The sequence below is a fragment of the Bradyrhizobium sp. AZCC 1678 genome, from assembly GCF_036924765.1.
In the GTDB taxonomy this organism is placed as follows: domain Bacteria; phylum Pseudomonadota; class Alphaproteobacteria; order Rhizobiales; family Xanthobacteraceae; genus Bradyrhizobium; species Bradyrhizobium algeriense.
This window is the reverse complement of record NZ_JAZHSE010000001.1, coordinates 7621159-7641267: the sequence shown is the minus strand read 5'-3', so window position 1 is coordinate 7641267 and position 20109 is coordinate 7621159. Positions and strand designations below refer to the sequence as shown.

General features: G+C 63.9%; 14 protein-coding genes and 1 pseudogene. 10 read left to right on the top strand and 5 right to left on the bottom strand.

All coding sequences use genetic code 11. From position 1 onward, the window contains the following. The first annotated feature begins 6 nt into the window (after nucleotides 1-6). From V1294_RS36450 to V1294_RS36440, 3 genes are all read left to right on the top strand, one after another. Nucleotides 7-795 (top strand): FkbM family methyltransferase, encoded by a 789-nt coding sequence (locus V1294_RS36450; protein ID WP_334504087.1) that lies wholly within the window; start codon nucleotides 7-9, stop codon nucleotides 793-795. Nucleotides 796-865: 70 nt separating this feature from the next. Next, nucleotides 866-2185 (top strand): UDP-glucose dehydrogenase family protein, encoded by a 1320-nt coding sequence (locus tag V1294_RS36445; RefSeq protein ID WP_334485606.1) that lies wholly within the window; start codon nucleotides 866-868, stop codon nucleotides 2183-2185. 41 nt (nucleotides 2186-2226) lie between these two features. Then, nucleotides 2227-3243, top strand: coding sequence for an NAD-dependent epimerase (locus V1294_RS36440; protein ID WP_334504085.1), 1017 nt, complete (start codon nucleotides 2227-2229; stop codon nucleotides 3241-3243). Here the strand turns inward: V1294_RS36440 and V1294_RS36435 are convergent. Further along, entirely contained in the window at nucleotides 3240-4190 is a 951-nt protein-coding gene (locus V1294_RS36435; RefSeq protein WP_334504083.1) for a helix-turn-helix domain-containing protein, read from the bottom strand. The genes V1294_RS36440 and V1294_RS36435 overlap by 4 nt on opposite strands. A gap of 153 nt (nucleotides 4191-4343) precedes the next feature. Between V1294_RS36435 and V1294_RS36430 the strand changes: the two genes are divergently transcribed. The 4 genes from V1294_RS36430 (at nucleotide 4344) to V1294_RS36420 (ending at nucleotide 9401) form a co-directional block, all read left to right on the top strand. Then, entirely contained in the window at nucleotides 4344-6314 is a 1971-nt protein-coding gene (locus V1294_RS36430; RefSeq protein WP_334504081.1) for a primary-amine oxidase, read from the top strand. 46 nt (nucleotides 6315-6360) lie between these two features. Continuing rightward, a complete protein-coding gene (locus V1294_RS38185; RefSeq protein ID WP_417021289.1) occupies nucleotides 6361-6438 on the top strand; it encodes a twin-arginine translocation signal domain-containing protein in 78 nt (25 codons plus the stop codon). A 111-nt stretch (nucleotides 6439-6549) separates the two neighbouring features. After that, on the top strand, nucleotides 6550-8172 hold the full coding sequence (gene ggt / locus V1294_RS36425; protein WP_334504077.1) for a gamma-glutamyltransferase: 1623 nt from the start codon (nucleotides 6550-6552) through the stop codon (nucleotides 8170-8172). A 422-nt stretch (nucleotides 8173-8594) separates the two neighbouring features. Further along, nucleotides 8595-9401 carry an MBL fold metallo-hydrolase gene (locus V1294_RS36420; protein WP_334504075.1) on the top strand — a complete coding sequence of 269 codons (807 nt, stop codon included), beginning with the start codon at nucleotides 8595-8597 and terminating at the stop codon, nucleotides 9399-9401. Nucleotides 9402-9511: 110 nt separating this feature from the next. Here V1294_RS36420 and V1294_RS36415 read toward each other — a convergent pair whose 3' ends face one another. The 4 genes from V1294_RS36415 to V1294_RS36400 all read right to left on the bottom strand — a co-directional run bounded on the left by V1294_RS36415 (nucleotide 9512) and on the right by V1294_RS36400 (nucleotide 14062). Further along, nucleotides 9512-10600, bottom strand: a complete 1089-nt coding sequence (locus V1294_RS36415; protein ID WP_334504073.1) for a 2Fe-2S iron-sulfur cluster-binding protein — start codon at nucleotides 10598-10600, stop codon at nucleotides 9512-9514. Then, nucleotides 10601-12487 carry an ethylbenzene dehydrogenase-related protein gene (locus V1294_RS36410; protein ID WP_334504071.1) on the bottom strand — a complete coding sequence of 629 codons (1887 nt, stop codon included), beginning with the start codon at nucleotides 12485-12487 and terminating at the stop codon, nucleotides 10601-10603. A 257-nt stretch (nucleotides 12488-12744) separates the two neighbouring features. After that, the gene (locus V1294_RS36405; RefSeq protein WP_334504068.1) at nucleotides 12745-13824 is read right to left on the bottom strand and encodes a hypothetical protein; all 1080 of its coding nucleotides are present in this window, start codon (nucleotides 13822-13824) and stop codon (nucleotides 12745-12747) included. A 13-nt stretch (nucleotides 13825-13837) separates the two neighbouring features. After that, nucleotides 13838-14062 carry a hypothetical protein gene (locus V1294_RS36400; protein WP_334504065.1) on the bottom strand — a complete coding sequence of 75 codons (225 nt, stop codon included), beginning with the start codon at nucleotides 14060-14062 and terminating at the stop codon, nucleotides 13838-13840. A 339-nt stretch (nucleotides 14063-14401) separates the two neighbouring features. On the opposite strand from V1294_RS36400, the pseudogene V1294_RS38180 reads away from it, so the two are divergent. The 3 genes and pseudogenes from V1294_RS38180 (at nucleotide 14402) to htpG (ending at nucleotide 20088) form a co-directional block, all read left to right on the top strand. After that, a pseudogene (locus V1294_RS38180) lies at nucleotides 14402-16119 on the top strand (type I secretion system permease/ATPase). Beyond that, the gene (locus tag V1294_RS36385) at nucleotides 16116-18116 is read left to right on the top strand and encodes an HlyD family type I secretion periplasmic adaptor subunit (RefSeq protein WP_334504059.1); all 2001 of its coding nucleotides are present in this window, start codon (nucleotides 16116-16118) and stop codon (nucleotides 18114-18116) included. The pseudogene V1294_RS38180 and the gene V1294_RS36385 overlap by 4 nt, the downstream one beginning before the upstream one ends. A gap of 103 nt (nucleotides 18117-18219) precedes the next feature. Continuing rightward, complete coding sequence (htpG, locus tag V1294_RS36380; protein ID WP_334485584.1) at nucleotides 18220-20088, top strand: molecular chaperone HtpG; 1869 nt, start codon at nucleotides 18220-18222, stop codon at nucleotides 20086-20088. The last annotated feature ends 21 nt before the right edge of the window (nucleotides 20089-20109 follow it).

The following is a 20109-nucleotide window of genomic DNA, read 5'->3' as shown; positions in this document are numbered from 1 at the left end:
GCGGCGATGAACGCAAAGCAACAGGTCAAGGAACTGGTGAAGGACGCGTTTCCCTCGATATGGCTGCAATGGCATTTCATGAAGCGGCCCAAATCGGCGGAGCGGGAACTGTCCTATCTCGAGAAGGTGATACCCGATGACGCGGTGACGGTCGACATCGGCGCCAATTGCGGCCTGTACACGCGGCGGCTGGCGCGCCTCTCCCGGCAGGTTCATGCCTTCGAGCCTTCGCAGCAGATGGCAAGGCTGCTGCGCCGAACCTCGGCGCGGAATGTGAGCATCCACGAGATAGCGCTGTCGGATCATGACGGCGATGCCGAGCTGTTCATCCCGCAGGGCGATGACGGCCTGGTCTATGGGCTTGCCTCGCTGGAGGCGCGAAACGATTCATCGGCCAAGATAGTCTCGGCCCATGTGCCGATCGCGCGGCTCGACGCTGTCATCGACCAGGACGTGGCGTTCGTGAAGATCGACGTCGAAGGCCACGAGTTGAATGTCCTGAACGGCGCCGTCGAACTTCTGGAGCGGTGCCAGCCGGTATTTCTGGTGGAGGCGGAAGACCGCCATCGCGCCGAAGCGACGCGCCTGGTGTTCGAATTCTTCCGGAGCAAGTCCTATCGGGGTTTCTTTCTGAAAGACAATGACGTGATCGCCGTGGAGCAGTTCGATCCCGATAGGCTGCAGGATGCCGGTGCGCTGCGACCGGATGGCGGCCGCAAGGACGGGCAGTTCTACGTCAACAATTTCTTTTTCTTCCCCCGTCATCTCGACGGTGAATCGATACTGAGCAGCTAGCTCGTCGTTTCACCGTCTATCCCCGCCGGCGCGGCCACGGTCGCGCGCGGCTTCTCACGCAGGAACCGTAATGCATATAGCGATGATTGGCGCCGGCTATGTCGGGCTGGTGTCAGGGGCGTGCTTTTCCGATTTCGGGCATCAGGTCGTCTGTATCGACAGCAACGCGGAAAAGGTTGACAGCCTCAACAACGGAGAGATGCCGATTCACGAGCCGGGGCTGGCCGAACTGGTGGCGCGAAATGTTGAACAAGGTCGCCTTTCATTCGCGAGCGATCTGAAGTCGGCCGTCAGCGAAGCGGAAGTGGTGTTCATCGCGGTCGGCACGCCGTCGCGCCGCGGCGACGGCCATGCCGATCTGTCCTATGTCTATGCGGCAGCGCGCGAGATCGCGGCGGTGCTTCCGGAGCGGGCGGTGGTGGTCACCAAGTCGACAGTTCCGGTCGGCACCGGCGACGAGGTCGAGCGTATCATCCGCGAAGAGAATCCCGCCGCCACGGTCGCCGTCGTCTCGAATCCCGAGTTCCTGCGCGAAGGCGCCGCGATCCGCGACTTCAAGCATCCGGACCGGATCGTGATCGGAACGGATGACGCGCGCGCCCGCGGCGTGATGGCCGAGGTCTACCGGCCGCTTCACCTCAACGCTTCGCCGATTCTCTATACCGATCGCCGCACGGCCGAGCTGACGAAATATGCCGCGAATTCCTTTCTCGCCACCAAGATCGCCTTCATCAACGAGATCGCGGACCTTGCAGAAAAGGTCGGTGCCAATGTGCAGGAAGTCGCGCGCGGCATCGGCCTCGACAACCGGATCGGTCAGAAATTCCTGCATGCGGGCCCGGGTTTTGGCGGATCCTGCTTTCCGAAGGATGCGATGGCGCTGATCAAGACCGGCCAGGACAATGAATCGCCGGTGCGAATCGTGGAAACGGTGGTCGCCGTCAACGATCAGCGCAAACGGGCGATGGCGCGCAAGGTCGCCAACGCGTTCGGCGGCAATCTGCGCGGAAAATCGATCGCGGTGCTTGGCGTAACCTTCAAGCCAGATACCGACGACATGCGCGACGCGCCGTCGATTCCGCTGATCACCGCGCTGCAGGACATGGGCGCCGAGGTTCGCGTTTTCGATCCCGTCGGCATGGAACAGGCGAAGAAGGTGTTCGAGAACGTCACCTTTAGCGAAAACGCCTATCGTTGCGCCAAAGGATGTCACGCGCTCGTCATCGTCACGGAATGGGAGCAGTTTCGCGCCCTGGATCTGAAGGAATTGTCCACCATCATGGCCTGCCCGGTCATCGTCGATCTGCGCAACATCTACTCGCCGGAAGAGGTGGAGCGGAACGGCTTTCTGTACTGCGGCGTCGGTCGGCCGAAATCGGTGGCGTACTGATGCGCAGAGGCCGTCATGACATCGGATAGGGTGCGCGCATGATGTCGGACCAGGCAATTCTGGTAACGGGGGCGGCGGGGTTCATCGGATTCCACGTGGCGCAGCGGTTGCTGCAGTCCGGCCACCGCGTCGTCGGGGTCGACAATCTCAACACATACTACGATCCGCGGCTGAAGGCGGCCCGGCTCGATATCCTCCGCAACGACCCGCGCTTTCAGTTCGAAAGGCTTGACGTGGCGGATCGCGTGGCGATACCGGCGCTGTTTGCGCGGTATCGCTTTCCCGTCGTCATCCATCTGGCCGCGCAAGCCGGCGTACGATACTCGCTCAGGGACCCGCACGCCTATGTCGACGCCAATCTGGTCGGCTTCACCAATATTCTGGAGGGATGCCGGCACAATGGCTGCCGTCATCTGCTGTTCGCATCCTCGTCGTCCGTCTACGGGGCCAACAGGAAGCTGCCGTTTTCGGTGCACGACAACGTCGATCACCCGATCAGCCTTTATGCCGCGAGCAAGAAGGCCAACGAGTTGATGGCGCATTCGTACAGCCATCTTTACGGGATACCGTGCACCGGCTTGCGGTTCTTTACGGTGTACGGCCCCTGGTATCGTCCCGATATGGCGCTGTTCGTGTTTGCGGATGCGATCGTCCGCGGCGATCCGGTCAAGCTGTTCAACGGGGGGCGGATGCTTCGCGACTTCACCTATGTCGACGATGTGACGGAAGCCCTGGTCCGCCTGATCGAGCTCCCGCCGCAGGTTGGGCAAGTCGGGTGGAACGGAATTCAGGACCCGGGATCGAGCATTGCCCCTTGGCGCATCTATAATGTCGGCAACAACAAGCCGCAGGAATTGATGCTCGTGCTCGGTCTCCTCGAGCAGGAGCTGGGGCGCAAGGCCAACAAGGAACTGCTGCCGATGCAGCCGGGCGACGTGCCGACGACCTATGCCGATGTTGATGACCTCGTGCGTGACGTAGGCTTCCGCCCGGCAACCCCGATCGAGGACGGAATCCACAGGTTCGCGAGCTGGTATCGCAGCTATTGCGACGCTTAATCGAGTCGTCGCTCTGGCAGGTTGGCGCGAAAATCCCGTGGCGTGGCGCCAAATCTGTCCTTGAACGTGCGCGTGGCGTGGGCGGCATCGGCGAAGCCGCATTGATGCGCAAGCCTTGCGATCGGAACGCTTGCCAGCGAAGCCTGCCGCAGCAGTTCTTTGAACAATTCGACACGCAGGTGAAGGACATGGCGTTCGAACGTGGTCGCGCGGTCGGCGAAGATGCGATGAAAGGTTCGCTCCGAAATGCCGAACTCGGCGGCAAGCGCCGGCGCCGGTCGGATCGTGGCGATGTTTGCCCTCAGGTAAGTGTCGATCAGCCTGAACAGGCCGGGGCGGCTCAGCTCATGGCTTGCGCCGGCGGCAAGGCGCAGTATCGCCGACAGATAAGCGACGATGTCAGGCTCGCTTTGTCTTGCGGGTGCGTCCGGCACGGAGATCGCGTCGCGTACCAGCGCGGCAATCGCGCGCGCAATCGTCCCGGACAAGGGGATAGGTTTCGCGCATAGTCGCGCCGCTTCGGGGACGGATCGCAACAGCGACGAGGCGGGGACTGTGGCGATCAGCAGCTCCACGCGCTGCTCGGGACCGAACAGCCGATCCTCGAACGGACGCCGCGCGTCGTAGAGCACGCCGTATCCCGGTTCGATCGTGCTTTCGTTTCCGGCTTGCACGATCGAGCTTCGGCCGCGCCGTTGGAAATCGAACATGAATTCGTCCGAACCGGCCATGTTCACGAGCCGGGCATCGCGGGTGTAGCATTGTGGACTGCTGTCGAAGCGGACCAGCTTCGCGCCGCCAATTTCGACGAATTCGAAATGACCGCTGACGACTGCAGAGCCGAGCGGCTTGGTTTCGACACTGGCGAATGACCGGCAGATCGCCTCGGTCCAATAGGCTGTTCGCTCGGCCGGGCGGATCGGGTCGGTGGAGACGCTGATCGGCATCGTGCGAACAAGATCCGGTTTGTGGTCCCCCAGCGTCGCCCAGGACCGGTCGCTCTGGCAAGGGCCAAACCGCCGGACGTGGCAGGTTCATTCAAGACGCAGCGGCTCGGGCCGCCGTAGCCTGCGGCCAAATTCTGGAGAATTCGGTCCGATATGGTACGCACAAAGCCATCCGCCGGCACAGATGCCGGCCATCCGCTCGATCCGCTCAGCGAGACCGAAGTCGCGCTGGCGTCCGAAATATTGAGGACGGAAAAGCGGCTCGGCCCGCACGCGCGATTTACGCACGTGCAGCTCGAAGAGCCGGCCAAGTCCGACGTCCTCGGATGGAAGCCGGCAGCCGGGCTCCTGCGACGGGCCGCCGTCACCTTGTTCGACAGCAAGACCGGCGCGACGCATGTCGCGACGGTAGATCTCGATTCCAAGCGCGTGACGGCGTGGCGCGAGTATCCGACCAAGCTCCATCCCTACGGCCAGCCGCCGATCACGATCGAGGAAGTGTTCAAGGTCGGCGACATCGTCAAGGCCGACGCGGACTGGCGGCGTGCGGTGAAGCGGCGGGGCCTGAATGATGAGGACATCGAGCTGGTTCAGGTCGACCCGTTTTCGGCCGGCTATTTCAACCGCGAGGTGGAGAAGGGGCGCAGGCTGGTCAGCGCCGTTTCCTATTGGCGCAAGGATCTCAAGGACAACGGCTACGCGCACCCGATCGAAGGCGTGGTCGCGCTCGTCGACCTGATCGAGAACAGGATCGTCCATCTGGTCGATGAGCCCGACGTGATTCCGATCCCGAAGAAATCGCGCAACTACGACCGGGCATCGATCTCGCAGACGCGCAAGGACGTGAAGCCGCTGGATGTGGTGCAAAAGGACGGCCCGAGCTTTACGGTCGAGGGATGGAAGGTCAATTGGCAGAACTGGTCGTTCCGTGTCGGCTGGACCGCGCGCGAGGGACTGGTGCTGCACCAGATCTCGTTTCGCGATCGTGAGCGCGAACGGCCGATCATCTACCGGGCCAGCGTCACCGACATGATCGTTCCCTATGCCGATCCGACCGCGAATCATTTCTGGAAATGCGCGTTCGACGCCGGGGAGTATGGACTGGGCAAGCTCGCCAACGCACTCGAACTCGGCTGCGACTGCCTCGGCCATATCCATTATTTCGATGTGCCGGTCGCCGACGATTACGGCAAGCCGGCCGTCATGAGGAATGCGATCTGCCTGCACGAGGAGGATTACGGGATCCTCTGGAAGCACTACGAATTCCGCAATGAGACCTTCGAGGTGCGGCGGTCACGGCGGCTCGTCGTCTCGTTCTTCACCACCGTTGGAAATTACGATTACGGGTTCTTCTGGTACTTCTACCAGGACGGCACCATTCAGCTCGAGGTCAAGCTTACCGGCATCATCCAGACGGCGGCGATCGCGCCGGGCAAGCCCTATCCGTGGGGCGGCATGGTCGCTGAGAATCTCGGCGGTCCGACCCACCAGCATTTCTTCAATGCCCGCCTCCACATGATGCTGGATGGTGAGGGCAATAGCGTCACCGAGCACGAGTTCCGGCCACGGCCATGGGGGACGGACAATCCCTACGGCAACGTCTTCGATACCACGTCGCGCCTTCTCGCGCGCGAACGCGACGCGGTCCGCGAGGCCGACGGCCGGACGGGACGCTACTGGAAGATCACCAATCCCAATCATAAGAACAGCGTCGGCGGCCCGACGGCCTACAAGCTCCTGGCGCACAGCGCGCCCGTGATGCTCGCGCAGGAGGGCTGCTACATGACCTCGCGCGGCGGCTTTGCGACCAAGCACATCTGGGTGACGCGCTACGCGCCCGACGAGCGTTATGCGAGCGGCGAATTCCCAAACCAGCATGCCGGCGGCGACGGTCTGCCGAAATATGTTGCGAAAAACCGTTCGATCGAAAACCAGGATATCGTCGTCTGGCACAGTTTCGGGGCCACGCATGTCTGCCGTCCCGAAGATTTTCCGGTGATGCCGGTCGAATATGTCGGCTTCGCGCTGAAGCCGAACGGCTTCTTTGCCGAGAATCCGGCGATGGACCTGCCGCCCGACCGAAACAGCGCGAGCCGGGATAACCGCGGGCCATGCTGCGGCTGACGGTCCACGCGTTCGCTTCTCATCTCACTACGCAAGGAGACTGACCATGAATCGCAGGAAGCTCCTCAAGGCAGCCGGTGCCGCAGTCGCCACTGGCGCCGTCGCCGCACCCGCCATCGCGTAGTCCGCGCCCGCCGTGCGCTGGCGGCTCACGACATGCGAGGCCATCTACGACAATTACATGATCAGACGGATCCGCGCCTGATCGGCGTCTGAGCAGATTCGGGGATTTGAGTTGGACATTCGTACCGGCCGGCCCGTCACGCTTGCCTCGAACGGCATGGTGACGTCGCCGCATTCGCTCGCCTCCGCGGCCGGCCTTGACGTGCTTCGCGCCGGCGGCTCCGCCATCGACGCGGCGATCGCGGCCAGCGCGGTGCTGTCGGTAGTCTATCCGCACATGACCGGTCTCGGCGGCGATGCGTTCTGGCTCGTTCACGACGGCGCGAGCGGCGAGATCCGCTCCCTCAACGGCGGCGGCAAGGCGGCGGAGCGCGCTACGCTGTCGTCCTTTGAAGCGCGCGGGCTGAATGAAATCCCGCTGCGGGGCATCGTGCCGGCGACCTTGACGGTGCCGGGTGGAGTAGCGAGCTGGATCGAGGCGCACGATGCCTATGGAAGGCTTCCGCTGCGGCGCGTGCTGGAAAGCGCTATCCGGTATGCAAGCGACGGCTTTCCTGTCACCGGCCGCCTTGCAAGCTTCATCGAGATGACGCGCGATGATCTGGCGCGGGATCAAGCGGCCGCGGCGCTTTTCTTTGCCGATGGGGCGGCAGCGCGGCCGGGCACCAAGCTTGCCAACGCAAACCTGGCGCGCACGTTGCAATCGATCGCGGATGACGGGTGGTCCGGCTTTTATGAAGGGCCGGTCGCCGCCGAGATGGCGCGCTTCTCCAAGGAAAACGGCGGCCTGTTTCGCCTTGCCGATTTCGGCCGGCAAAGGGCCGTCTGGGCCGCTCCCCTTGTTGGCCGCTACCGCGACGTTACGGTCTTCAACACGCCGCCGCCGACGCAGGGTTTTACCGTGCTCGAAATGCTCAATCTCGTCGAGCCCCACCAACTGCACCGAAAGGATTTCCTCGGGCCCGACCATGTCCATTTGCTGGTACAGGCCAAGCAGATCGCCTACCACGGCCGCGACCAGGTGCTCGCCGATCCCGCCTTTGCCGATGTGCCGGTCGAGCGGCTGATATCGAAAGAATACGCAGCCGAGCGCGGCCGGCTGATCGACGCGAGGTCGGCATTGAAATGGGACATGGTGCCGTCTTTCGGCAGCCTGTCCGGCGATACGGTCTATGTCGCCACCGTCGATCGCGACGGCAACGCAGCGTCGCTGATTCAAAGCCTGTATGGCGCCTTCGGCTCCTGCGTGGTAGCGGGAAACACGGGCGTCATCCTGCAAAATCGCGGCGCGTATTTCTCGCTCGATCGCAACCATCCCAATCGTCTCGAGCCGGGCAAGATCCCGATGCATACACTGATTGCCTCGATGGCCAAACGCGACGGCAAGCTCTGGAGCGTGCTCGGCTGCATGGGGGCGGATGGCCAGCCGCAAATCCATATGCAGCTCTATTCGGCGATGATCGATTTCGGCCTCGATATCCAGGAGGCGATCGAGATGCCGCGGTTTCTTTCCGGCCGCTTCGCCCTCGGCGAAGCGCGCGACACGCTGCATATCGAGAGCCGCTTCCCCGAAGCTACGATCGACGCGCTCGCGCAACGCGGTCACGCGATCAACCGCTGGGACGCCTGGAACGAAATGGCCGGTCACGCGCACGGCATCACCATCGACCGGCGGAACGGCACATTGAGCGGCGGCTCGGATCCGCGCAGCGATGGGGCGGCTATCGGGTATTAGGTCATCGGGTATCAGGTCAATGGATCAACGGCCCGCTCAGTCGGGCACAGCCATCGGACTGAACGACCCGCTATCGCAATGAAGTCGTCAATGGTGGTTCGACAGGACGCCATTCGCCGCAGCGTCTTCTTCGTCATCGGCGACCAACCGTAGTCGGCGATGTGGGCTACCAGAATTGCGGCGATCTGGCGCCTCATGAAGATGGCATCCCGCATAACTCGGTCGCAGCAAAATGCTCCCAGGTTAGGACAACCGGGACGATTAAAATCCGGTCGGCGTCAAGCGAAGCCTATCTGCCGTCCATCCAGGCCGCAATACCCAAACCTCCCGTAACGTGCCAGAATCCTTGGCATTTGGACCGATTGGTCTAGCGGTCGCGGGTTCTGTCGCAGCCCGAACACGCCTCGAATAGGAGCAACGCCATGCCGCTGTGGACGTGCGAACAATGTGGTGCCCAGTTTCCCGAAAGCGCTGCGCCGCCGCAGGCCTGCCCGGTTTGCGAGGACGAGCGGCAATTTGTGAACTGGAAGGGCCAGGCGTGGCTCACGCGCGAGGAATTGGCGAAACGTTACAAGCTCGTCTGGCGTGACGACCTCGACATTCCCGGCATCAGCATGCAGCCGGGTTTTGCGATCGGGCAGCGCGCGCTGCTGGTGCCCGAGGCCGATGGATGCGTGATGTGGGATTGTGTGCCGCTGGCCACCCGCGAAGCCATCGACTACGTCCGCTCGCTCGGCGGCCTGAAGGCGATTGCCGTCTCGCACCCGCATTACTATGGCGCGGTCGCCGATTGGAGTGAGGCGTTCGGTGGCGCGCCGGTCTATCTGCATGGCGACGATCGCGCTCTTGTCACACGGCCGCATTCGGCCATCGTGCCATGGACCGGCGACAGCCACCGGCTCTCCGACGACATTGTTCTGGTGCGAACCGGCGGACATTTCGCCGGCGGCACGATCCTGCACTGGCGCGCGGGCGCGGCGGGCAGGGGTGCATTGCTTACCGGCGATGTCGCGATGGTGGCGATGGACCGCCGCTCGCTCAGCTTCATGTACAGTTTTCCGAACTACATTCCGCTCAATGCGTCAGCCGTGCGGCGGATCTGGGCTGCGGTCGAGCCGCTGGCGTTCGACCGCATCTATGGCGCATGGTGGGGCCGCAACATCGCCGACAATGCAAAGGCGGCGTTCGAGATGTCCGTCCAGCGCTATATCGCGGCGATCTCCGGCTGAGGAATAGGGCAAGCTCGACTGCGCCGCGCGCCAAGCGTGTCGTCGATCATCGCAGACACCGGATGCGAGAGCCTGCTGGCTCCCGCAGCCGCAGCATGACCATGAACTAGCTAGCGGTTGCCGGCGCCGACTGCGGCTACGCCTCGCGTCATGGGCGCCGCCTTTCGCGCCGGCTGCGGCGGAATAGTCCCGCTTTTGGACTCGTTGAGCCAGCCGCTGAGGCGCGACATCAACCCTGATTGTTCGGCAGTCCGCGGCTCCTGCACGAAGGGGTCGGTGTAGCACCTTGCGCCCGCGGCCTTGGCAATCCGCGCCACCGCGTCGGTCATCGCCGGCGCGCCCGCGGTATAAACCACATCGTCCGGCGACAGCTTTGGCAAATGATCGGTCGGCCGGCCGCTCTGAATCGCGTGCGAGATTTGCTGCGGCTCCGACACCATCGGGATCAGCCTGACATTGGGAAACAGCGCCAGGCGGCACAGCGCGGCATGCATGTAGAGCGAGCGGATGCTGCGGGCCTGCACGATGAAGACCATTTCGCGCTGCGGCTGCTCCATGATCGCGGCGACCGCGACCGACCACATCGGGGCGAAGCCGGTACCGCTGGCGACGAGAACGATGCGGCCTGCGTGGCCTTGCCTGAAAAAGGCGCGGCCATACGGTCCCGTCAGCTTGACGCGGTGCCCGGGGCGGATTTCCTGGCCGAGCGCCGAGGATACCAGCCCGTCCGTAACCTTTCGGATGTGAAAGTGCAGCATGTGATCGTGGGGAGCGCCTTCCAGCGGAAAAGTCGGGCTGTAGGACCTCGCCGGAAAGCCCTGAAACTGCAGCTTGCAATATTGGCCGGGAAGATAGTCGAGCGGCTTCGGCAGTTCGATATCGACGCCCACCACGTCGGGCGCGAGCTGGACGGTCTGCGCCACTTCCGCCGACAGCGCCACCGGTTCGGGAGCGGCCTCGATCGCAATCTCGAGATCGGAAACGATCCGGGCCTGGCAGGCATGGATCATGTCGTCGCCGTGGCTGTGGCCGCCGAACACCTGGCCGTCGACCAGGCGCACGCGGCAGGCGCCGCAGATTCCGGCGCGGCAATCGTGCGGAAGATCGACGCCGTTCATCAATGCCCAATCGAGCAGCAGCTCGCCGCGATTCGCCAGAAACGGCTCGTCGTTGATCGTGACTTTGCAAATCTTTGACATTTATTCCACCTCGATACGAATCGGCCGAACGTGCCGTGTATGTCTGATCTGGCTGTGGTCGAAAGCGGCGACCCGCATGAAGACGCCGGTCTTGATCGGCACGTCAAACTGGCTTGTGGTGTCGAGCCGGCGTCGCACCTCGAGCGCCCAGAGGCCGGAGGCCCAGCGGGCTGCGCATCGAACGTCGGCACGGTCGCCGGAAAATTCGCCGCCCACGATGACGCCCGGGATCACGGTTCCGGTCGGGATGCGGGCGTCGACATCGGTCGAATAGGCAACTGAATCCTTCTCGGGCATGAACCAGCGCGCGCCGTCGCTCTCGCCATGATTGGGATCGAGGTCGATATCGCCCATCGCGTCGGTCGTGGCGGCGACGACTTTGGGCAGGCGCAGCGGGGCGATCAGGCGGCTGCGGCGCGGGCCGCCTGACATGTCGGCCTCGATGGTGAAGTTGTCCCGGTAGTTTGCCGTTCCAGGGTCGGCTGCGAAGCCGCCCTTGTAGGGAACGACGTTGGCCGCCTGCATCGGGGTCGGATTCAACGGAGGCCCGAAATGGGCGTCGTCCATCCATCCGGTCGCGCCGCTTGTGGCCTTCCACTGCCAGACGTCGGCGTAGCCGGACGCCGTGTAATGCAGTCCACGGCCGCTCATGGTTGCCGGCGCGCCGGCAACCGGCTGCGGCCCCGGATGAAAGGTTCGGCCGCCGGCCAGCGTGACATCCGATGTGGTCAGCAGCACCGAAAACTTGTCTTCGTTGTATTGATGCTCGTCGCCGAGCTGAAAGCCGGAATGGAGCAGATGCCATCCGTCGGCTTCCTTGACGAGCGGCAGGTGCTTCAGCGAGCGCGTCGAATCCTGCCAGGTGAATAGGAAGTACGCATAGGTGCCGTCATGCACCGCGCGGATCTCGATTCTGGCTTCGCCTTTGCCGTCGAAGTTTCCGCCTTCTCCGGTCAGCAGCGAAAACGGCTTGACGCCACGCCAGGCCCGATCGGACGTGTCGCCGTCGAGGGTCGGTGCGTCGGCGGCGTTGATGCGGCGAATCTGCACACTGTCCACCGCCAGCCGGTCGGTGGCTACGATGAGCGAGGCGCCGGTGATCGCGGCGGCGGCCGCGACCACGAACGCATTGGCCTGCAGGGTCGGGTTTCGCGATCGCGCAGGCCCGGCCGGGGGGCGGGGCGCCGGATCCGGCTCAGCCGTTCGATCGCGGCGCATCTCTGCGCGCGGCTGAAGTGGGTGGGACGAGGCATCGGGCGGCGCGTCCGGGTTTTCAGGTCCTTGCGAACGCGCCGACTGCTCGGCCAGCATGCCCAGCAGTTCGACGGCATCGAGCCGCGGCGGCGGCGCAGGCAGCGGGGCGGGACGAAAAATGCGCAGCAGTTGCGAAGCGCCGCCGCTTTTGAACTGGGTCAAGACATGCAGGACGACAAAGGCGAGGATCACCCAGGTCCCCACCCAGTGCAGCATCGCCACGTCATACCCGGAGTAGAAACCGAAATAGAGCGCGCCGCCGCTGACCAATAGCCCGGCCATCGTGACAAAGAAAATCCAGTACATCAGGGCGATCACGGCGCTCAACCTCGCCTGCCCGCGGCCGACAAACAGCCCGCGCAGGCGAACCTTGTCGAGCTGGACGCGGCGGCCGAGTCCGGAGCGGAGCATGTAGACGATGTAGCCGATCGCCACCGCGACCAGGACGATGGCGGCCTGCATATGGGCGATCCATACGCTGTCACGCGGCAGAACGGCATCGAACCAGTTGATCCAGGTACGGTCGGGTGTTTCAGTCGCGATACGCAAGCCGGTAACGAGCGCAACGGCGAAGGCTGCCACGAACGTCCAGTGTAGAATGATGGTCCCATAGTCCGTCTTACGCTGCCTCACGCATACGCCCCGCTACTTCACTTCCGAGGCAGCAACCGCGCCGATTTCCTCCAAACCGCCGATGTCGCCGCCGTACTAATGATGGTCCCCAGAGCCGTCATTGAGGCCATCGTCTAAAGATTTGCGGCGCAGGCCGGCTAAAACCTGTTCTCTGCGCCCGCTGCGTGCGCCGGATCGGCGAACGCGTTCTTTGCTCGATGTGTCGGCCTCCAGCATCTCCGGGACATGGGGACGGCTGGAGGCCGCGCCGCGCGCCGCTATCCCCACGTGTGATGTAAATGATGTGTCAATTCGGGCATGCCCGATTGGCTGTGATCGACGACGGTCGTGGGGGCTTCCGTCGTAACAATCGTGACCGGCACATCGCCGGTCGCGATGGTGGAAACTGGCGGCGAGGCCTGGGTTTCGCTGGCGCCGACGATGTTGACGGCCTGCTGTCCAGGCGAGTTCGGCGGGCCCTGCGCAGTCATGCTTGCCAGATCGATATCGCCCGTAACGATATCGGTGATATCGCCACTGATGTGCTGTGCCGCACCAGGAGGGACCTCCCCCTTGTGGATATGGCTGAGTTCGAGCTGGATCTGCTGCACGATCTCGTCGGCATCGTCGACGGTCAACCCAACGAACAGATCGGGGTTTGCAGCTATCAACGCTTCCATCTCCGCTATCGCAGCATCGAGGTTCTCGTCGATCTGCGCCGTGTTTTCGGCATCGCCGGCCTCCGCCAGATGGGTGGTCTCCGCCGAATTGGCGTCCGGCGCGGTGGCCTCCGTCTTGTCAGCGGGGGCATCCTCGCGCGCCGGGATTGGTTCGGTTACCCCGTTCTGCGTCCCCGGATTCGCCAGCACGGGATCGGTATTGACGGTGTTGAGAATACTGAGATGGCTGGCGCGGAGCGTTTGTTCTGCGCCGGGCATGCCTCCTCCACTCACCGAGGCGTTGGCTGCCGAGATGGCGGTGGTGATGTCGGACAAGATCGCCTGAACATGGCCGAGCGCGGCGCCGGAAAACTGCCCCGCATTGATCCCGGCCAGCAATCCGCTCTGTGCCGCCGCGAGATCGTTCGTATGGGGCGTCACGCTTCCGGATACCTTGCCGACCTCCTCGGGGCCGTTCTGCCAAACGTCGCCGACCGGCGACCGCGTCGTACCGTTGAAGGTCGTGCCGAGGTCGAGAAGATTCGGAGGGGTTGAGGAGCCGGGCGCATGCCTGGCAGGCGGCGTTTCGTCGGGAGGGGGCACGGCGGACGGCGATTCCGGAGCGGCTTGCGGACTCGCGACCTCATCGATCGGCAAATCGGCGTCGCGAAGATACTCCTTGTCAGCGAAGCCCGCCATCATTCGTCCCCTGCTATTCACTCAGTTTCATGACGTATGGGCGCAATCCTCCGCCAGAAAGCAGGATGTGCGCACGATGAAGGATCACGGAGCTTCGTGGCGTCATTCGGCCGACACAGCGACCAATGAGCGCCGAAGCAAGGTTATAGACGGACGAATCCATGACGCGCGCCGCGCCGAAAAACGGCGAATTAGACGCGTTCGAAAGAGGGATATCGCAGCCCATGTCGGCGTCCATCGCAAATCCGGGACGCTGTCCCTCCCGTGCCGGAATTTTGCTCGGCCGCGCACACCGGATAGGCGACAACGAGGCCTTTGCCACCGTTCTACCCACGAGCGAACTTGAACAATCGGCATTCGTCGCATTCTCGCCGAAAAATGGTCTGCATCGCGCGTCAAGGAGACTTGCAGGGAGACCCGCTCGAGCGGGTCGAAGGGCAGTTCAATGAGTATCGCTCAGGGTCAGGCACAGAGCCGAGCGCGGGCAGCACCGACGCCCCGCGCAATTTCCGGCCTGTTATCGACGCTGGCTGCCGACGATCCCGTCGCGACCGCGATGCGCGCGAGCGCGCGCCGCATGATCGGCGTCGCCGTCTTCAGCGGCGTCATCAACATCCTGATGCTGTCAGGCTCGCTTTATATGTTGCAGGTGTACGATCGGGTGATTCCGAGCCGTAACCTCGCGACCCTGTTCGGCCTGTCCTTGATGGTGCTGATCGCCTACCTGGTGCAGGGATATTTCGATGCGATGCGGTCGCGGATGCTTTGCCGGATCGCAACGCTGTTCGATGGCGCGCTGCAGGGGTCGATCCATTGGGCGCTCGCCACCTTGCCGCTGCGCGGGGTGAAGCCGGTCTTGATGCAGCAGCCGCTGCGCGATCTCGATCAGGTGCGCACCTTCATGTCGGGCCTGGGGCCGACGGCGTTCCTGGACATGCCGTGGATCCCGGTCTTCCTGATCGGGCTGTTTCTGTTTCATCCGCTGATCGGCTTCACGGCGCTGCTTGGCACCGCGGCGATCATTGCCATGACGTTGGTGACCGAGCGGATCTCGCGCGGCGCGACCAAGGCGGCGATGGACCTGAACGCGCAGCGGCAGGTGCTGGCGGATGCGACGCAGCGCAACGCGGAAATCGTGCGCGCCCTCGGCATGACGGATCGCCTGACGGCGCGCTGGTCGCAAGCCAACGAGCGGTACCTGCAGGAAAACATCCGCGCGACCGACGTCTATGCCAATCTCGGCTCGAGCGCGAAAGTGCTGCGCTACGTCCTGCAATCGGGAATGCTGGGCATGGGCGCCTATCTCGTCATCGCCGACAAGGCGTCGGGCGGCATCATGATCGCGTCCTCGATCCTGATGGGGCGCGCGCTCGCGCCTGTCGAATAATCGCGCTTGGCACCTGGAAGCAACTGTCCGCAGCCCGCCAGGGCCTGGCGCGCCTGCGCGACATCTGCAAGGCGACCGCTCAGCCTCCGGCGCCGCCGGTCATGCTGCCGCGTCCCGTCCGCGAATTGTCCGTTCAGAATCTCGCGGTGGCAGCACCGGGCTTCGACATGCCGATCGTGTCGGGTGTCACGTTTTCGCTCAAGGCCGGCTCCGGGCTGGCGCTGTTGGGCGCGAGTGCGTCAGGCAAGACCTCGCTCTCGAAGGCGCTGGTTGGAATCTGGCCGGCGCATCGGGGCGCCGTGCGGCTCGACGGCGCGTCGCTCGATCAATGGCGCAACGAAGATCTCGGCCGGCACATCGGCTATCTCCCGCAGGATGTCGGCCTGTTCGACGGTACCGTGGCGGAGAACATCTGCCGCTTCGACGAGCACGCGAGTTCGGATGCCATCCTGAAGGCCGCGCAGATCGCAGGTGTCCATGACATCATCCTGCGCCTGCCGGAGGGCTATGCGACGCGAATAGGGCAGGGCGGCATGTCGCTGTCGGCCGGCCAGAAGCAGCGGGTAGGGCTGGCGCGGGCGGTGTTCGGCGATCCCTTCCTGCTCGTGCTCGACGAACCCAACGCCAATCTGGATGCCGACGGTGAGAACGCCTTGACGCGCGCTATCGGGATCATGCGCCAGAACAAATCCATCGTCGTCGTCATCTCGCATCGCCCGAGCGCGCTCTCCGCGCTTGATATGACGATGGTACTCTACGAAGGCAAGGCGATCGCGTTCGGCCCGAGCGCAGAAGTGTTCGCTCGCGTCCGCAACGCTGGCGGCAAGGGGCCGCCGGGATCGCCGCAGCCCCCGCCGCAGGCCAAGGCAGAACAGCGCACATCGCTTGCCGAGAGTGTTTCATCATGAAGGGTTTTGACCACGTGCATGCCGATGAGAGAGTTGCGCGCCAGCGGTTCGGCGGAACAGATGACGACATCGCGGCGCCACAAGGCCAGGCGCTGATCCTCGAACTGCAACGATTGCGACAGGCTTTCGAGCAAGACCAGCGGCCGCCGCTTCGCCGCCCGGCGAATGACGAACCAGGTCCGGGCGCGCGGCGTTCGCGCCAGGCCCGGCCGAAGCGGTCGAAGAAAAAGGGCAAGATGGGACGGGTGCTGGATTGGCTCGGCCCCTTCGGATCCCAGTCCGAGGTTCTCGATCCCGAGCCTCCGGCGCCGCGGGGCGGACGCAGCGCGCGCGAGCCGCAGTTCATGGCCCCGCCACCGGCGAGCGGCATGCGCGGCCCGGCGGGCAATGCTCCCTTAAGCAATGCTCCCTCAAGCAATTCCTGGCGGAATGAACGGCAGGCGCGCGGTCCGATCATCGCGCCCGATGATCCGTCGCTCATGAACATGCCGAGGTCGCGGCCGGAGGTTTTGTCGATCGACGACACACGGCTGCCGCCGCGCATCGAGGCTCCCCAATTGGCGCCGCCGAGCCCGGCGGGCCCGGTGCCGCGCGAACGTTCCGTGACGGGGGTCGTCCGCAATGGCCTGACCGCCGGCGTCGCATTCCTTGCCAATCGCGATGGATCGGCGGATGTGGCGGGCGCGCCTGGCGAAAGTATCGTGGTCCGGGCGGCGCGCGCCTTTGAGGGCGAATTGCGCACTGGCTTGCGCGCGCTGATCGTTGTCGGCGGGTTGGCAGGCGGCTGGATGGCGCTGGTGCCGTTGTCGGGCGCCGTCGTGGTGCCGGGCAATCTGGTGGTGCAGTCCAACGTCAAGGCCATCCAGCATCCGACCGGCGGCGTGGTCGCGCAGATCCCGGTCCATAACGGCATGCGGGTCACCGCCGGCGATCTGCTGCTGCGGCTGGACGCGACGCAGGCGCAGGCCAGCCTTCAGGTGGTCAGCAAGCAGCTCGACGATATGCGGGCGAAGATCGCGCGGCTGGTCGCCGAGCGCGACGGTCAGCCCCGGCCGGCGATTCCGCCGGAAATGTCGGCGCGGCTGGACGACCCCAATGTCAAGACGCTGCTTGCTTCGGAGGCGTCGCTGTTCAGGGCGCGGGTGACGGCACGCGAGAGTCAGAAGGAGCTGCTCAAGAGCAAGGTGTCGCAGCTTGGCGAGGAGATCGTGGGCCTGGAGGCGCAGGTCGCATCCAAGGCCAAGCAACTGGAACTGATCACCGGCGAACTCACGGGCGTGCAGGAGCTCTTCGACAAGCGCCTCGTGCCAATCGCGCGGCTCACCGCCTTGCAGCGCGAGAGCGCCAGGATAGAAGGTGAACGTGGCCAGTTGATCTCAACTATCGCCGAGACCAAAACAAAGGTCGACGAGGCGAAGCTTCAGATGGTCAGGCTCGACCAGGATGTGCGGACGGAAGTCGTCAAGGAGCTCGGCGAGGCGCAGGGCAAGGAAGCCGAACTCAGCGAACGAAGCGTCGCAGCGCGCGACGTCCTCGAGCGCATCGAGATGCGCGCGCCGACGTCGGGTGTGATCCATCAGCTGAACGCGCACACCATCGGCGGCGTCATTCGCGCTGGCGACACCGTCATGGAGGTGGTGCCGGATTCCGATGATCTGCAGATCGAGGCGCGGTTGCAGCCGAACGACATCGACCAGGTGCGGAAAGGCCAGCAGGCTTTCGTCCGCTTCTCGGCCTTCAACCAGCGGGTAACGCCGCAGTTGATCGGTCAGGTGTCGTATGTCTCGCCTGACACCACCCGCGACCAGCAGACCGGCATGTCCTATTTCACGGTCCGGATCATGCTGCCGGAAGAAGAGCGCCGGCGGCTGGCCGGGCTGCAGCTCTCTTCGGGCATGCCCGCGGAAGTGTTCATGCAGACCGGCAGCCGGACCATGCTGAGCTACCTGTTCAAGCCGATTCTAGATCAATTCCAACGCGCTTTTATCGAGCGGTAAGGGGGCGGGCACAGGCGTCTGGCGGGGCCCGGCAAAGCTTGCCACCCCGGATGGCATCGTTATATCAGGGCTTTCCTTTGGCCCTGTTCCCTGCGAGCCCCGTATGACCACCACCACTGCCCCCGAATCCCAGCCGTTCCAGGCCGAGGTCGCCGAGCTTCTGAATCTGATGGTGCACTCGGTCTATTCGGAGACCGACATCTTCCTGCGTGAGCTGATTTCAAACGCATCGGATGCCTGCGACAAGCTGCGCTATGAGGCGATATCGGCGCCTGAGCTGATCACGGACGGCGCGCCGCCCAAAATCCGCATCGCGCCGGACAAGAAGGCCAATACGCTTTCCGTCGTCGACAGCGGCATAGGCATGGACCGGCAGGAACTGATCGACAATCTCGGCACCATCGCACGCTCCGGCACAAAATCCTTTCTCTCCCGCCTGACCGAGGCCAAGGACGGCACCAATCTGATCGGCCAGTTCGGCGTCGGCTTCTATGCGGCGTTCATGGTCGCCGAGCGCATCGTCGTCACCAGCCGCCGCGCCGGTTCCGATCAAGTTTTTGTCTGGTCGTCCTCGGGCGGCAGCGGGTTTGAAATCGCGCCGGCCAGCGACGAGGAAGCCGCCCGCGTCACGCGCGGCACCGAGATCGTCCTGCATCTGAAGAAGGATGCAGCGAAATATCTCGAGACGCACGAGATCGAGCGCATCGTCCGCGCCTGGTCCGACAACATCCAGTTCCCGATCGAACTGGTGCCGGAGGAGGGCGAGCCGCGCCAGATCAACTCGGCCAGCGCGCTATGGCAGCGGCCGAAATCGGAGCTCTCGCCGGAGGACTACAAGCAGGCCTATCAACAGATCGCCGGCGCCTTCGACGAGCCGGCGATGACGCTGCATTATCGCGCCGAGGGCCGGCAGTCCTATGCGGTGCTGCTGTTCGCGCCGTCGACCAAGCCGTTCGATCTGTTCGATCAGGCGCGCAAGGGTAAGGTCAAGCTCTATGTCCGCCGCGTCTTCATCGCCGACGACGCCGATGTCTTGCCGGCTTATTTGCGCTTCATCCGCGGCGTGATCGACAGCGAGGATCTGCCGCTCAACATCTCCAGAGAGATGCTGCAGAACAATCCGCAACTCACCCAGATCCGCAAAGCCGTCACCGGCCGCGTGATATCGGAGCTTGAAAGCCTCGGCGAAAAGGAGCCGGAAGCGTTCGTCAAAATCTGGGACGCGTTCGGCCCCGTGATCAAGGAAGGCATCTGGGAGGATTTTGAGCGCCGCGAGAAATTGTTGGGCTTGTCGCGCTTCACCACGACCAAGGGCGAGAAGCGCGCGCTCAAGCAATATGTCGAAGATCTCAAGCCGAACCAGACCGACATCTATTACCTGACCGGCGACAGCATCGAACGGCTGAAGGCGAACCCGAAACTGGAGTCGGCAACCGCCCGCGGCATCGAGGTGCTGCTGCTGACCGATCCGGTCGATGCGTTCTGGACCTCAGGCCAGCTCGATTTCGGCGGCAAGCCGCTGAAGTCGCTGAGCCAGGGCGATATCGATTTCGCCCTGATCCCGCTATTGGATGACAAGGCCGAGGACAAGAAGGAAGATTCCGGCGCAGATGAAGCCACGACGATTGCGCTGATCAAGGACGCGCTCGGCGAGCGCGTCTCCGACGTGCGCGCCTCGCAGCGGCTGACGGCGAGCGCGTCGTGTCTCGTTGCCGGCGGCGACGCGCATGACCGCATGCTCGAACGGCTGCTGGCGATGCAGAACAAGGCGCCCACCACCAGGCCGATCCTGGAGATCAACATGCGCCATCCCCTGGTCGCGGCGATTGCCGGCGACAAGGAGGCGGCCAAAGATCTGTCGTTCCTGCTGTTGGAGCAGGCGCAGATCCTCGACGGCGAGTTGCCGGAAGACCCGGCCGCGTTTGCCAGCCGGCTCAATCAGCTGGTGCTGCGGGGGCTGGCGAAGGGGTAGGACGATCTGTCGCGAACCGGA